This window comes from Pseudomonas sp. RIT-PI-a, from assembly GCF_001187875.1.
In the GTDB taxonomy this organism is placed as follows: Bacteria; Pseudomonadota; Gammaproteobacteria; order Pseudomonadales; family Pseudomonadaceae; genus Aquipseudomonas; species Aquipseudomonas coleopterorum.
Genome location: NZ_LGIR01000029.1, coordinates 40,315 through 54,249 on the forward strand (window position 1 = coordinate 40,315; position 13,935 = coordinate 54,249).

The following is a 13,935-nucleotide window of genomic DNA, read 5'->3' on the forward strand; positions in this document are numbered from 1 at the left end:
GGCAGCCGCCGACGGTCGCCTTCGTCCAACAAGCCAGGCGCCGCGCCGCCGCTGGGGAGACTGCGATGTTCAGCAAAGAAGATCAGATCAAGGGCTATGACGACGTCCTGCTGGCGGCCATGAACGCCGAGGATCAGCGTCAGGAAGACCATATCGAACTGATCGCCTCGGAAAACTACACCAGCAAGCGCGTGATGGAGGCCCAGGGCAGCGGCCTCACCAACAAGTACGCCGAAGGCTATCCAGGCAAGCGCTACTACGGTGGCTGCGAGCATGTGGACAAGGTCGAGCAACTGGCCATCGATCGCGCCAAGCAGCTGTTCGGCGCCGACTATGCCAACGTCCAGCCTCACTCCGGTTCCCAGGCCAACGCCGCCGTCTACCTGGCGCTGCTGCAGGCTGGCGACACCGTGCTGGGCATGAGCCTGGCCCACGGCGGTCACCTGACCCACGGCGCCAAGGTCAGCTTTTCCGGCAAACTCTACAACGCCGTTCAGTACGGCATCGACACCGACACCGGTCTGATCGACTACGACGAGGTCGAGCGCCTGGCCGTCGAGCACCAGCCGAAGATGATCATCGCCGGCTTCTCGGCCTACTCCAAGACCTTGAATTTCGCCCGGTTCCGCGAGATCGCCGACAAGGTCGGCGCCTACCTGTTTGTCGACATGGCCCACGTGGCCGGGTTGGTTGCCGCCGGCCTGTACCCCAACCCGATTCCGTTCGCCGACGTGGTCACCACCACCACCCACAAGACCCTGCGTGGCCCACGTGGCGGCCTGATCCTGGCCCGTGCCAACGAAGCCCTGGAAAAGAAATTCAACGCCGCCGTGTTCCCCGGCGGTCAGGGTGGCCCGCTGATGCACGTGATCGCCGCCAAGGCGGTGTGCTTCAAGGAAGCGCTGGAGCCTGAATTCAAGACCTACCAGCAGCAGGTCATCGACAACGCCCAGGCCATGGCCGGGGTGTTCGTCGAGCGCGGCTACGACGTGGTCTCCGGCGGCACCGACAACCACCTGTTCCTGGTCAGCCTGATTCGTCAGGGCCTGACCGGCAAGGATGCCGATGCTGCCCTGGGTCGTGCCCACATCACCGTGAACAAGAACGCGGTACCCAACGATCCGCAATCGCCCTTCGTGACCTCGGGCCTGCGCATCGGCACCCCGGCAGTCACCAGTCGTGGTTTCAAGGTGGCCCAGTGCACGGAGCTGGCCGGCTGGATCTGCGACATCCTCGACAACCTGGGCGATGCCGACGTCGAGGCCAACGTGGCCCGCCACGTGACGGCCCTGTGCAGCGACTTCCCGGTCTACCGCTGAGAGTGGAGTGAACACCATGCAACGTTATTCTGGCTTCGGCCTCTTCAAGCACTCGCTCAGCCACCACGAAAACTGGCAGCGCATGTGGCGCACGCCGACCCCCAAGAAGGTCTACGACGTGGTCATCGTCGGCGGCGGTGGGCACGGTCTGGCCACTGCCTACTACCTGGCCAAGGTCCACGGCATCACCAACGTGGCCGTGGTCGAGAAGGGCTGGCTGGGCGGTGGCAATACCGCGCGCAACACCACCATCGTGCGTTCCAACTACCTGTGGGACGAGTCGGCGCACTTGTACGAGCACGCCATGAAACTCTGGGAAGGCCTGTCCCAGGACATCAACTACAACGTGATGTTTTCCCAGCGCGGCGTGTACAACCTGTGCCACACCCTGCAGGACATGCGCGACTCCGAGCGCCGCGTCAGCGCCAACCGCCTCAACGGCGTGGACGGCGAACTGTTGAACGGCAAGCAGGTGGCCGAAGAGATTCCCTACCTGGACTGCAGCAAGAATACCCGTTACCCGATCATCGGCGCCACCGTCCAGCGGCGTGGCGGCGTAGCCCGTCACGACGCCGTGGCCTGGGGCTATGCCCGCGCCGCCGACGCCCTGGGCGTGGACCTTATCCAGCAGACCGAAGTGATCGGTTTCCGCAAGGAAAACGGCGTGTGCATCGGTGTCGAAACCAACAAGGGTTTCATCGGTGCCAAGCGCGTCGGTGTGGTCACCGCCGGCAACTCCGGGCACATGGCCAAGCTGGCTGGCTTCCGTCTGCCGGTCGAGTCTCATCCCTTGCAGGCGCTGGTGTCGGAGCCGATCAAGCCCATCATCGACAGCGTGATCATGTCCAACGCCGTGCATGGCTACATCAGCCAGTCGGACAAGGGCGACCTGGTCATCGGTGCCGGTATCGACGGTTGGGTCGGCTACGGCCAGCGCGGTTCGTACCCGATCATCGAGCACACCCTGCAAGCCATCGTCGAGATGTTCCCGGTGCTCTCGCGCGTGCGCATGAACCGCCAGTGGGGCGGCATCGTCGACACCACGCCGGACGCCTGCCCGATCATCTCCAAGACCCCGGTGCCGAACATGTTCTTTAACTGCGGCTGGGGCACGGGTGGCTTCAAGGCCACACCGGGCTCGGGCCATGTGTTCGCTGCCAGCCTGGCCACCGGTGAAATGCACCCGCTGGCCAAGCCGTTTTCCATCGAGCGCTTCCACAACGGCGCGCTGATCGACGAACACGGCGCTGCCGCCGTCGCCCACTAACAGGAGAAACGATCATGCTGAACATCTTCTGTCCACACTGTGGCGAGCTTCGCAGCGAAGAAGAATTCCACTGCTCGGGCCAGGCGCACATCGCCCGCCCGCTCGATCCAGGCGCGTGCACCGACGCGCAGTGGGGCGAGTACATGTTCTTCCGCAACAACCCGCGTGGCCTGCAGCACGAGCTGTGGATCCACGCCGCCGGTTGCCGCCAGTATTTCAATGCGACCCGCAACACGGTCACCTATGAAATCCTGGAAACCTATCGCATCGGCAGCCAGCCCCAGTTCGTCGAGAAGACTATCGACGAAACCCCTCAAATCGCCTCGGGAGATCAGCCATGAGCCAGGTCAATCGCCTGTCCAACGGCGGACGTCTGGACCGCAGCAAGAAGCTGACCTTCACCTTCAACGGCACGACCTACGTCGGCTATGAAGGCGACACCCTGGCCTCGGCCCTGCTGGCCAATGGCGTCGACGTGATCGGCCGCAGCTTCAAGTATTCGCGTCCGCGCGGCATCGTTGCCGCAGGCGCCGAGGAGCCCAACGCGGTGCTGCAGATCGGCGCCACCGAGGCCACCCAGATTCCCAACGTGCGGGCCACTCAACAGGCGCTGTACCAGGGCCTGGTCGCCACCAGCACCAACGGCTGGCCGAACGTCAACACCGACATGATGGGTATCCTGGGCAAGGTCGGCGGCAAGCTGATGCCGCCCGGCTTCTACTACAAGACCTTCATGTACCCGCAGTCCTTCTGGATGACCTACGAAAAGTACATCCGCAAGGCCGCCGGACTGGGCCGCTCGCCGACCGAAGTCGATCCGGATTCCTACGACTACATGAGCCGCACCTGCGACGTGCTGGTGGTCGGCGCCGGCCCGGCCGGGCTGTCTGCCGCCCTGGCCGCGGCGCGCAGCGGTGCGCGGGTGATCCTGGCCGACGAGCAGGAAGAGTTCGGCGGCTCGCTGCTCGATACCCGCGAGAGCCTGGACGGCCAGCCGGCCGGTGAATGGGTGAAAGCGGTCATCGCTGAACTGCAGGGTCTTCCAGACGTCACCTTGCTGCCCCGTGCCACGGTCAACGGCTATCACGACCACAATTTCCTGACCATCCATCAGCGCCTCACCGACCACCTCGGCGACCGTGCACCGATGGGCCAGGTGCGCCAGCGCATGCACCGGGTTCGCGCCGGGCGTGTGGTGCTGGCCACCGGCACCCACGAGCGGCCGCTGGTGTACGGCAACAATGACGTGCCGGGCAACATGCTGGCCGGCGCCATTTCCACCTACGTGCGCCGCTACGGCGTGGCACCGGGCAAGAAGCTGGTGCTGTCGACCAACAACGACCACGCCTACCGCGTGGCCCTGGACTGGTACGACGCCGGCCTCAAGGTCGTCGCCGTGGCCGATGCCCGGCACAACCCGCGTGGTGCGCTGGTCGAGGAAGCCCGCGCCAAGGGCATCCGTATCCTGACGTCCAGCGCGGTGATCGAAGCCCGTGGCAGCAAGCACGTCACGGCAGCGCGCGTCGCCGCCATCGACGTCAGGGCACACAAGGTGGCCAGCCCCGGCGAGTGGCTCGACTGCGACCTGATCGGCAGCTCGGGCGGCTACAGCCCGGTGGTCCACCTGGCCTCGCACCTGGGCGGCAAACCGATCTGGCGTGAAGACATCCTCGGCTTCGTGCCTGGCGAAGCCCCGCAGAAACGCGTGTGCGTGGGCGGCGTGAACGGCGTGTATGCCCTGGCCGATGCCATGGCCGACGGGTTCGAAGGCGGGGCAAGGGCCGCGTCCGAGACCGGTTTCGGCATTGTCGAAGGCACCTTGCCGAAAGTCTTGAGCCGCGTCGAGGAGCCCACCCTGGCGCTGTTCCAGGTCCCCCACGACAAGGACACGGCACGCGCGCCCAAGCAGTTCGTCGACCTGCAGAACGACGTCACCGCGGCCGCCATCGAGCTGGCTACCCGTGAGGGCTTCGAGTCGGTCGAGCACGTCAAGCGCTACACCGCGCTGGGCTTCGGTACCGACCAGGGCAAGCTGGGCAACGTCAACGGCCTGGCCATTGCCGCCCGTTCGCTGAACGTCACCATTCCGGAAATGGGCACCACCATGTTCCGCCCCAACTACACGCCGATCACCTTCGGTGCAGTAGCGGGCCGTCATTGTGGTCACCTGTTCGAGCCGGTGCGTTTCACCGCGCTGCATGCCTGGCACGTGAAGAACGGTGCCGAGTTCGAAGACGTCGGCCAATGGAAGCGCCCCTGGTACTTCCCCAAGCGCGGTGAGGACATCCATTCCGCCGTCGCCCGCGAATGCAAGGCGGTGCGCGACAGCGTCGGCCTGCTGGACGCCTCGACCCTGGGCAAGATCGACATCCAGGGCCCGGACGCGCGCGAATTCCTCAACCGCATCTACACCAACGCCTGGACCAAGCTGGACGTGGGCAAGGCGCGCTACGGCCTGATGTGCAAGGAAGACGGAATGGTCTTCGACGACGGCGTGACCGCCTGCCTGGCCGACAACCACTTCCTGATGACCACCACCACCGGTGGTGCGGCGCGAGTCCTGCAGTGGCTGGAACTCTACCAGCAGACCGAGTGGCCGGACCTGAAGGTGTACTTCACCTCGGTCACCGACCACTGGGCGACCCTGACCCTGTCCGGGCCCAACAGCCGCAAGCTGCTCGGCGAAGTGACCGATATCGAGCTGGACAAGGACGCTTTCCCGTTCATGACCTGGAAGGAAGGGCAGGTGGCAGGCGTGCCGGCACGGGTGTTCCGTATCTCCTTCACCGGCGAGCTGTCGTACGAGGTCAACATCCAGGCCGACTACGCCATGGGTGTGCTGGAGAAGATCATCGAGGCAGGCAAACAGTACAACCTGACCCCCTATGGCACCGAGACCATGCACGTGCTGCGCGCCGAGAAGGGTTTCATCATCGTCGGCCAGGACACCGACGGCTCGATGACTCCGGACGACCTGAACATGGGCTGGTGCGTTGGCCGAACCAAGCCGTTCTCGTGGATCGGCTGGCGCGGGATGAATCGCGAAGACACCGTGCGCGAGGAGCGCAAGCAGTTGGTGGGACTCAAGCCGATCGATCCCGACAAATGGTTGCCCGAAGGCGCTCAGTTGGTGTTCGACCCCAAGCAGGCGATCCCCATGAGCATGGTCGGCCACGTGACGTCGAGCTACGCCAGCAACTCGCTGGGTTACTCGTTCGCCATGGGTGTGGTCAAGGGCGGTCTCAAGCGCATGGGTGAGCGGGTGTTCTCGCCCCAGGCCGATGGCAGCGTGATCGAAGCCGAAATCGTTTCCTCGGTGTTCTTCGATCCGAAGGGCGAGCGGCAGAACATCTAAGCCCCGCTTCAGATAGCCTCAACAGCATTCACTGACAGGTGCAGCAAAATGACCACAGTCAACGTATACCAGCAACGCCCCACCTCGGGCGCCAAGGCCGAAGACCCGCTTCACCACGCCGACCTCGCCAGCCTGGTCGGCAAGGGCCGCCAGGGTGCCGGTGTGACCCTGCGCGAGAAAAAGCTGCTGGGTCACCTGACCCTGCGCGGAGACGGCCATGATGCGACCTTCGCCGGCGCCGTGCACAAGGCCACCGGCCTGGAACTGCCGGGCGCCTTGAGCCTGGTCAGCAACGGCGAGACATCGCTGCAATGGCTGGGCCCGGACGAGTGGCTGCTGATCGTTCCCGGTGGCGATGAGTTGGCCGCCGAGCAGCGGTTGCGCGAGGCATTGGCCGGGCTGCATGTGGCGGTGGTCAACGTCAGCGGCGGCCAGTCGCTGATCGAGCTGAGCGGGCCGAACGTGCGCGACGTGCTGATGAAGTCCACCAGCTACGACGTGCACCCGAGCAATTTCCCGGTGGGCAAGGCGGTGGGGACAGTGTTCGCCAAGTCCCAACTGGTCATCCGCCGCACCGGCGAGGAAACCTGGGAGCTGCTGATCCGCCGCAGCTTCGCCGACTACTGGTGGCTGTGGTTGCAGGATGCTTCGGCCGAGTACGGGCTGAGCATCCAGGCCTGACCGCACTGGAATTTCACAGCCCTGTAGGAGCGGTCAGCGGCCGCGAACCAGGCGCCGCGGTGCATCAGACATACCACGGTGCGCCGTTCGCGGCCGATGACCGCTCCTACAGTCGTCTTGACCCCGACACCAAAGGACTACCCATGAGCCGTGCCCCTGATACCTGGATCCTCACCGCCGATTGCCCAAGCGTTTTGGGCACGGTGGACGCGGTCACGCGCTACCTGTTCGAGCAGGGCTGCTATGTTACCGAGCACCATTCGTTCGACGACCGGCTGTCGTCGCGCTTCTTCATCCGAGTAGAGTTTCGGCAGCCCGACGGTTTCGACGAGGCCGCCTTTCGCGCCGGCCTGGCCGAACGCGGTGCCAGCTTCGGCATGATCTTCGAGCTGACCGCACCGCAGTATCGGCCCAAGGTGGTGATCATGGTGTCCAAGGCCGACCACTGCCTCAACGATCTGCTCTACCGCCAGCGCATCGGCCAGTTGCCCATGGACGTGGTCGCGGTGATCTCCAACCATCCGGACCTCGAGCCGCTGGCGCGCTGGCACGACATTCCCTACTACCATTTCCCCCTCGACCCCAAGGACAAGCCATCGCAGGAGCGCAAGGTGCTGCAGGTCATCGAACAGGCCGGCGCCGAGCTGGTGATCCTTGCCCGCTACATGCAGGTGTTGTCACCGGAGCTGTGCCGCCGCCTGGACGGCTGGGCGATCAACATTCACCACTCGTTGCTGCCCGGTTTCAAGGGCGCCAAACCGTATCACCAGGCCTACAACAAAGGCGTCAAGCTGGTCGGGGCGACCGCACACTACATCAACAATGACCTGGACGAAGGGCCGATCATCACCCAAGGTGTAGAAGTGGTCGATCACAGTCACTACCCCGAAGACCTCATCGCCAAGGGCCGCGACATCGAATGCCTGACCCTGGCCCGAGCGATCGGCTACCACATCGAGCGCCGCGTGTTCCTCAACGCCAACCGCACGGTGGTGCTGTAGCGTTCGGCCCCAGATGTACCGCGCCGTCACTGACGCGGCTTGCGCCGCTGCTACAGATGACCGCGCATTCCTGTAGCAGCGGCGCGAGCCGCGTCAGGGCAGCACACGAATCAACGCATGACCGCAGCACGCAAAACCCAAGCTCAACAACAACAAACAGCGAGGTGAAAGCATGTCTGGTAATCGTGGAGTGGTGTATCTGGGCTCCGGCAAAGTCGAAGTGCAGAACATCGATTTTCCCAAAATGCAGGACCCGCGAGGCAAGCGCATCGAACACGGTGTGATTCTGCGCGTGGTCTCGACCAACATCTGCGGCTCCGACCAGCACATGGTCCGCGGCCGTACCACGGCTCAGGTCGGCCTGGTGCTGGGCCATGAGATCACCGGCGAGGTGATCGAGGCCGGTCGCGACGTTGAGCACCTGAAGGTCGGTGATCTGGTGTCCGTACCCTTTAACGTCGCCTGTGGTCGTTGCCGCTCCTGCAAGGAGCAGCACACCGGCGTTTGCCTGACCGTCAACCCGGCGCGTCCGGGCGGCGCCTACGGCTACGTCGATATGGGCGACTGGGTCGGCGGCCAGGCCGAGTTCGTTCTGGTGCCCTATGCCGACTTCAACCTGCTCAAACTGCCGGACCGCGATGCGGCCATGGAGAAGATCCGTGACCTGACTTGCCTGTCCGACATTCTGCCAACCGGTTACCACGGTGCCGTGACCGCAGGCGTTGGCCCCGGCAGTACCGTGTACGTCGCCGGCGCCGGGCCGGTCGGGCTGGCCGCCGCGGCCTCTGCGCGTCTGCTGGGCGCAGCCGTGGTCATCGTCGGTGACGTCAACCCCACACGCCTGGCGCACGCCAAGGCTCAGGGCTTCGAGATCGCCGACCTGTCCCAGGACACCCCGCTGCACGAGCAGATCGCCGCCTTGCTGGGCGAGCCGGAAGTGGACTGCGCCGTCGATGCGGTGGGCTTCGAGGCACGCGGTCACGGCCACAGCGGCGCCAAGGCGGAAGCCCCGGCGACCGTGCTCAACTCGTTGATGGGTGTGGTGCGCGTGGCCGGCAAGATCGGCATTCCCGGCCTGTACGTCACCGAAGATCCGGGCGCGGTGGATGCAGCGGCAAAGATGGGCAGCCTGAGCATCCGCTTCGGGCTGGGCTGGGCCAAGTCGCACAGCTTCCACACGGGCCAGACGCCGGTGATGAAATACAACCGGCAACTGATGCAGGCCATCATGTGGGACCGCATCAAGATCGCCGACATCGTCGGCGTGGAAGTCATCTCGCTGGACGACGCCCCGCGCGGCTACGGCGAATTCGACGCGGGCGTACCGAAGAAATTCGTCATCGACCCGCACAAACTGTTCAGCGCCGCCTGATCACAACCGCTCCCACACCCTCTGCCCGCGAAAACGCAACGCGTTATACGTGACGCACCGAGATCCCCTGTGGGAGCGGGGCGGGCGGCGAGCCCTCTGCCCGCGAACAGCCCACCGCGCAGTCCCTGAACGACCGCGTCGCTGCTTTCGCGGCCACCGACCGCTCTTACCGGGGGAACTCTCCCGCAACTCCCCGCCATTACACAATTTTCACCCTCAAGGAACATAATGGGACCGAACTGCCGTTTGACGACGGTCCGCCTATCTGTCCCCGAGGTTGCTGCACAATGAACATCACTCGCGCCATGGCCCTGGCTTCCCTGATGGCCGTTGCCACCAGTCCGGTCTTCGCTTTCAACCTGAACGACGCGGTCAACGCCGCTGCCACCCTGCAGAACGGCAAGCAAGGCAACAACGCTGCCGTGGCTGCCGCACCGGAAGCCGCAGGCCTGCTCAACACCTTGGGCTCGACCCTGAACATCACCCCGACCCAGGCCATCGGCGGCACCGGCGCCATGCTGGGCCTGGCCAAGAACCAGCTGAGCACCGCCGACTATGCACAACTGAGCAAGTCCGTTCCCGGCATCGACAAGCTTTCGGGCAACAATGCCCTGGGTGGCTTGAGCGGTCTGAGCGGTCTGCTCGGCAAATCCGACCAGAAGAATATCAGCGCCCTGAACAACGCCCTGGGCGATGTCAAAACCACCAGCGACATGAACAACGCCTTCAGCGCGCTGGGCATGAACAGCGGCATGGTCGGCCAGTTCGCGCCAGTGATTCTGCAATATTTGGGGCAACAGGGCGTCGGTGGTCCGCTGCTCAAGAGTCTGGGCAGCGTCTGGGGCACCGGGACGGGCAGCTAAGCCTGCGCTGGATCAGCGATTGAGTTCGGCGCGCAAGGCGTCGATGCGCTGATCCTTTTCGGTCCAGAGCTGGTTGACCCAGTTCTGGACGGTCAAGCGGAAGTCCGGATCATTTTCGTAGTCGCCATCGATCAGCTCCGCGTCGATGGCTCGCGACTGGATATCCACGATCACCCGCAGCACATCACCACACAGCAGGTTCCAGAATCCCGGAATGGCCGTACCCGGATACACCACCGTCACGTCCAGCAGACGGTCGAGTTGTGGCCCCATGGCCGCCAGCACGAACGCCACGCCACCAGCCTTGGGCTTGAGCAGGTAGTTGAACGGTGAAGCCTGTTCATCGCGCTTGGCCGGGCTGAAGCGCGTACCTTCCAGGTAGTTCACCACCGTCACGGGCTGGCGCTTGTACAGCTCGCATGCGGCCCGGGTGATCTCCAGATCCTTGCCCTTGAGTTGCGGATGCCTGGCCAGAAACGCTTTGCTGTAGCGCTTCATGAAGGGGTAATCCAGCGCCCACCAGGCCAGGCCCAGCAGCGGGACCCAGATCAGTTCCTTCTTGAGGAAAAACTTGAAGAACGGCGCCCGCCGGTTCAGCGCTTGAATCAGCGCCGGAATGTCGACCCACGACTGGTGGTTGCTCACGACCAGATAGGACGTGTCCTGGCGCAGGTCCGCCGCGCCGCGTATGTCCCACTGGGTCGGCACGCACAAAGCGAAGATGAGTTTGTCGATCTCGGCCCAGGTTTCAGCGATCCACACCACGGCTGCCGATGCCCAATCACGATAACGCATTGGCAGCACCAGCTTGATCAGGGCGAACACCAGCAGGGGGCCGATGAACACCAGGGTGTTGAGCAACAGCAGCAGGGCAGTCATACAGCCGGTGAGCAGGCGACGCATAGAACGACTCGGGGGTATTCACGGCCGGCAATCATAAGCACAAGCGAGTGCCGAGCCAATTCCGGCACGCGGTTTCGTCAACAAATGTTTCACTTTTCATTGGGTATGCTGAGCCCATACCGTTTGCAGCACCGATCGCCTTCACCGGCCCTCGCTCAAGGAAAAGCTTCAGTGAAATCCGTTCTCGCATTGCTGTCCGTATTGGCGCTGCCGGTCATGGCCGCCGAACCCACGCTGTATGGTCGCTTTGAATACATCAAAGTGCCGGAAATCGGTGGTCAGGTCTTCAAGGCCAAGATGGACACCGGCGCACTGACTGCCTCGCTGTCGGCCAAGGACATCCAGACCTTTACCCGCGACGGCGACGATTGGGTACGTTTTCGCCTGGCCACCAAGGACGCCGACAACAAGGTGTACGAGCACAAGATCTCGCGTATCAGCAAGATCAAGAATCGCACCGAGGAAGCCGACGACGGCGAGGGCGCCGAAGTCTCGCAGCGTCCCGTGGTGGACCTGGAACTGTGCCTGGGCGACGTCAAGCGCACCATCGAGGTCAACCTGGTCGACCGCAGCAAGTTCAACTACCCCCTGTTGATCGGCGCCAAAGGCCTGCGCGAGTTCAAGGCCGCGGTCAACCCCGCCCGCCGTTTCGTCGCCGACAAGCCGGACTGCTGATTCTGGCCGTGGCAGGCCGACGTGCAGTCGTCCCGATAGGCGTGCCTACAAAGCAAGCAACAATCTCCCGTTTTCCATGCTCCAATGCGGGTATATATTATGATGTATACCCGCATTGGAGATGGATATGTCACAGACAGCGAAAGTCTTCGTTAACGGCCGAAGCCAAGCCGTGCGCTTGCCTGCCGCCTTCCGATTCGATACCGATGAAGTCTTCATACGGCGCGATCCCGAGACCGGCGATGTGATTTTGTCCAGAAAGCCCGACTCATGGGATGAGTTTCTGGCACTTGTCGCTCAAGGCGGCGTTCCAGACGATTTCCTGAGCGCCGACGATCGCACGCAGATGGCTCGCGGAAACCGCGATCCACTCGACGGTATTCCCGAATGAAGCAACTGATGCTGGACACCAATACCGTTAGTCACCTGCTCAAGGGGCATCCGGGTGTCATCACGAACCTGAGCGCTGTGCCCATGACATCGGTGTGCATCTCCTCCATCACCGAGGCAGAATTGCTTTATGGCCTGGCCAAGCGGCCGTCTGCGCAGCGGTTGGCGGGGATTGTGACCGCGTTCCTGAAAACCATCGATATTCTTCCTTGGGGCAGCCAGGCAGCCCAGGCCTATGGTTCGAGCCGAGCCACGGGCGAGGGTCGTGGGCACTGTCTGGGCGCATTGGACGGCCTTATCGCCGCCCATAGCCTTTCGCTCGGGATGACACTGATCACCAGTGACAAGGCGTTTCGCTTGGTCGAGGGGCTTGAGGTACAGGACTGGTGCGAGGTTGCGTAAGCACTCCCTCCGTGTCAGGCCGACGGCATAGTCGAGCGTAGCGACTCGCGCTGACTCACCTCGGCAAACCAGCCGGCCAACCCCGGATAACGCTGCCGCCACGCTGACTCCGGCATGCGAAAATCCACATACCCCAGCGCACAGGCCACGCCGATTGCCGCGATATCGAACGCTGCGCTCAACTCCGCGACCGCCGTGGCTTCCAGATACGCCAGTCCCCGTTCGATCTTCTCGGCCTGATTATCCAGCCACAACGGCCAGTGCAGCTCAGGCGGCCGCAGGGCCTTCTCGTAGCGAATCAGCACGGCCGCGTCGAGCATCGCATCCGCCAGTGACGCCACCGTCAACCGCCGCCAGCGCGACGCACCTTCCCGAGGGATCAGCGGGTTGCCCACATGCTGGTGATCCAGATACTCCAGGATCACTCGGCTGTCATGCAGCGTAGTGCCGTCTTCGAGCACCAACGCCGGAATCTTCCCGGCCGGGTTGTCCTGGTTCACTGACGCATCCGGACTGACAGGGCTCAACACCACCGTCTTCAGGGCGACCCGCTCCAACTGACCGGTCTCATACAGCAGCACCATGACCTTGCGAGCAAAGGGGGAGGCGGGGTTGTGATAGAGCGTCATGGCGGGCATGAGGTGTTCTCCTTGGATAAGGAGTTACCCTGTATCAGCTTGGAGACGGGGTCAAGCCGTCCCAACTCGATTGTGATCCAAAGCTCTCGGACCTGGATTGTCTTGGCCAGGAATGCAGGCGCGTAGCCCGAGTTATGCACAGGGCTGACGCTCAGCGTTCTGCTATTTCCGCTATGCCTTTGAGCAGACCTTGCTCCCTTCTCAACAGATGCCAAGGCCCATCGGCAACGATCCTGCCCTGCTGGATAACCAGAACTCGATCGAAACGCGCCAATGCGTCGATATCGTGAGTGACGCAGATCAACCCTTTTCCTTTGAATGCATCCATCAAGGTGTCCCACGTTGCCATGGCCAGCTCTTGATCGAGCGAAGCGGTTGGCTCGTCGAAGAGATTGAAGCGTCCAGGCCTGTTGAGTAGTCGAAGCAGGCTGAGTCGCTTGGCTTGTCCGCCGGAGAGATTGGACGCGGTATCGTTGAGATTCAACTGGCTGAGAAGTGCCTCCAATGACAACTTCCGCGCTTGCTCCAGCACTTCAGGTCCAGCGGCATGGCCATACATCACGCCCGATTCCAGATCGCCCGGCAGGAATACCGGACTTTGCGGGCAATAGCGCAGTGCGCGTAGCTGTGAGGCCCCGCAGATCCGCTGAACGCCGATGGCATTGATACCAGGTGCAGATAAATATCACCGAGTTGAGTCATACACAACGTTTACGCACAGCCCTACGTCCCGAAAAACTGTAGGATTTTTAACAGCGGAATATCAGACGAATTAGCTGCAAAGTAGGACGCAATCTTCAGTTATTCAAAGCAGAGCGGTTTATCCTGTAGGACTCGACAGCGTCGGGTGAGCAAATTTTTTGTGGGAGCGGGCTCTGCCCGCGAAGGGGCCTAGGTTCGCAATACACATCATCAGGCCATACGCCGAATGCACGAAGCCGTCGCCTTCGCGAGGTATCCCTACGATAACTGCGCAAGCTGCTCCAGCGATTGCATCCTGATCCTGGATTACCTAAGCGCAGATGACCCCACCGGTGCACGGCCCAGCTCAGCCCCTCCTGACCAACCC

Annotated in this window: 14 protein-coding genes; 11 read left to right on the top strand and 3 right to left on the bottom strand. The window is 63.1% G+C overall.

Annotation, left to right across the window (positions count from 1 at the left end; translation table 11 throughout):
- The first annotated feature begins 65 nt into the window (after positions 1–65).
- The 8 genes from glyA (at position 66) to AC788_RS17195 (ending at position 9,858) form a co-directional block, all read left to right on the top strand.
- Complete coding sequence (glyA, locus tag AC788_RS17160) at positions 66–1,319, top strand: serine hydroxymethyltransferase (protein WP_049861775.1); 1,254 nt, start codon at positions 66–68, stop codon at positions 1,317–1,319.
- A gap of 16 nt (positions 1,320–1,335) precedes the next feature.
- Positions 1,336–2,586, top strand: coding sequence for a sarcosine oxidase subunit beta family protein (locus AC788_RS17165; RefSeq protein WP_049861776.1), 1,251 nt, complete (start codon positions 1,336–1,338; stop codon positions 2,584–2,586).
- Between the two features lie 14 nt (positions 2,587–2,600).
- Complete coding sequence (locus AC788_RS17170; protein WP_043191317.1) at positions 2,601–2,927, top strand: sarcosine oxidase subunit delta; 327 nt, start codon at positions 2,601–2,603, stop codon at positions 2,925–2,927.
- Positions 2,924–5,941: a sarcosine oxidase subunit alpha gene (locus AC788_RS17175; protein ID WP_049861777.1), complete on the top strand. Its 3,018-nt coding sequence runs from the start codon at positions 2,924–2,926 to the stop codon at positions 5,939–5,941. Before AC788_RS17170 ends, AC788_RS17175 begins: the two co-directional genes overlap by 4 nt.
- Before the next feature lie 48 nt (positions 5,942–5,989).
- Entirely contained in the window at positions 5,990–6,622 is a 633-nt protein-coding gene (locus AC788_RS17180; RefSeq protein WP_049861778.1) for a sarcosine oxidase subunit gamma, read from the top strand.
- 143 nt (positions 6,623–6,765) lie between these two features.
- Positions 6,766–7,623 (top strand): formyltetrahydrofolate deformylase, encoded by an 858-nt coding sequence (purU, locus tag AC788_RS17185; protein ID WP_043191308.1) that lies wholly within the window; start codon positions 6,766–6,768, stop codon positions 7,621–7,623.
- Between the two features lie 172 nt (positions 7,624–7,795).
- Positions 7,796–8,995, top strand: a complete 1,200-nt coding sequence (gene fdhA / locus AC788_RS17190; RefSeq protein ID WP_043191307.1) for a formaldehyde dehydrogenase, glutathione-independent — start codon at positions 7,796–7,798, stop codon at positions 8,993–8,995.
- 287 nt (positions 8,996–9,282) lie between these two features.
- The gene (locus AC788_RS17195) at positions 9,283–9,858 is read left to right on the top strand and encodes a DUF2780 domain-containing protein (protein WP_049861779.1); all 576 of its coding nucleotides are present in this window, start codon (positions 9,283–9,285) and stop codon (positions 9,856–9,858) included.
- A gap of 12 nt (positions 9,859–9,870) precedes the next feature.
- Here AC788_RS17195 and AC788_RS17200 read toward each other — a convergent pair whose 3' ends face one another.
- Positions 9,871–10,761 carry an acyltransferase gene (locus AC788_RS17200; protein WP_049861780.1) on the bottom strand — a complete coding sequence of 297 codons (891 nt, stop codon included), beginning with the start codon at positions 10,759–10,761 and terminating at the stop codon, positions 9,871–9,873.
- 171 nt (positions 10,762–10,932) lie between these two features.
- Between AC788_RS17200 and rloA2 the strand changes: the two genes are divergently transcribed.
- From rloA2 to AC788_RS17215, 3 genes are all read left to right on the top strand, one after another.
- Positions 10,933–11,436 (top strand): retropepsin-like aspartic peptidase RloA2, encoded by a 504-nt coding sequence (rloA2, locus tag AC788_RS17205; protein WP_049861781.1) that lies wholly within the window; start codon positions 10,933–10,935, stop codon positions 11,434–11,436.
- 127 nt (positions 11,437–11,563) lie between these two features.
- Positions 11,564–11,827: an antitoxin gene (locus AC788_RS17210; protein WP_049861782.1), complete on the top strand. Its 264-nt coding sequence runs from the start codon at positions 11,564–11,566 to the stop codon at positions 11,825–11,827.
- Positions 11,824–12,228 (top strand): type II toxin-antitoxin system VapC family toxin, encoded by a 405-nt coding sequence (locus tag AC788_RS17215; protein WP_049861783.1) that lies wholly within the window; start codon positions 11,824–11,826, stop codon positions 12,226–12,228. Before AC788_RS17210 ends, AC788_RS17215 begins: the two co-directional genes overlap by 4 nt.
- 14 nt (positions 12,229–12,242) lie before the next feature.
- On the opposite strand, the gene AC788_RS17220 is transcribed toward AC788_RS17215, so the two are convergent.
- The gene (locus AC788_RS17220) at positions 12,243–12,866 is read right to left on the bottom strand and encodes a glutathione S-transferase (RefSeq protein ID WP_049861784.1); all 624 of its coding nucleotides are present in this window, start codon (positions 12,864–12,866) and stop codon (positions 12,243–12,245) included.
- Between the two features lie 151 nt (positions 12,867–13,017).
- Positions 13,018–13,533: an ATP-binding cassette domain-containing protein gene (locus AC788_RS17225; protein ID WP_442965549.1), complete on the bottom strand. Its 516-nt coding sequence runs from the start codon at positions 13,531–13,533 to the stop codon at positions 13,018–13,020.
- Positions 13,534–13,935 lie beyond the last annotated feature (402 nt).

What these genes read in the sequence shown, in the direction of transcription:
- glyA (WP_049861775.1), top strand. Translation starts at nt 66, where the DNA reads ATGTTCAGCAAAGAAGATCAGATCAAGGGCTATGACGACGTCCTGCTG.
- AC788_RS17165 (WP_049861776.1), top strand. Translation starts at nt 1,336, where the DNA reads ATGCAACGTTATTCTGGCTTCGGCCTCTTCAAGCACTCGCTCAGCCAC.
- AC788_RS17170 (WP_043191317.1), top strand. Translation starts at nt 2,601, where the DNA reads ATGCTGAACATCTTCTGTCCACACTGTGGCGAGCTTCGCAGCGAAGAA.
- AC788_RS17175 (WP_049861777.1), top strand. Translation starts at nt 2,924, where the DNA reads ATGAGCCAGGTCAATCGCCTGTCCAACGGCGGACGTCTGGACCGCAGC.
- AC788_RS17180 (WP_049861778.1), top strand. Translation starts at nt 5,990, where the DNA reads ATGACCACAGTCAACGTATACCAGCAACGCCCCACCTCGGGCGCCAAG.
- purU (WP_043191308.1), top strand. Translation starts at nt 6,766, where the DNA reads ATGAGCCGTGCCCCTGATACCTGGATCCTCACCGCCGATTGCCCAAGC.
- fdhA (WP_043191307.1), top strand. Translation starts at nt 7,796, where the DNA reads ATGTCTGGTAATCGTGGAGTGGTGTATCTGGGCTCCGGCAAAGTCGAA.
- AC788_RS17195 (WP_049861779.1), top strand. Translation starts at nt 9,283, where the DNA reads ATGAACATCACTCGCGCCATGGCCCTGGCTTCCCTGATGGCCGTTGCC.
- AC788_RS17200 (WP_049861780.1), bottom strand. Translation starts at nt 10,761, where the DNA reads ATGCGTCGCCTGCTCACCGGCTGTATGACTGCCCTGCTGCTGTTGCTC.
- AC788_RS17210 (WP_049861782.1), top strand. Translation starts at nt 11,564, where the DNA reads ATGTCACAGACAGCGAAAGTCTTCGTTAACGGCCGAAGCCAAGCCGTG.
- AC788_RS17215 (WP_049861783.1), top strand. Translation starts at nt 11,824, where the DNA reads ATGAAGCAACTGATGCTGGACACCAATACCGTTAGTCACCTGCTCAAG.
- AC788_RS17220 (WP_049861784.1), bottom strand. Translation starts at nt 12,866, where the DNA reads ATGCCCGCCATGACGCTCTATCACAACCCCGCCTCCCCCTTTGCTCGC.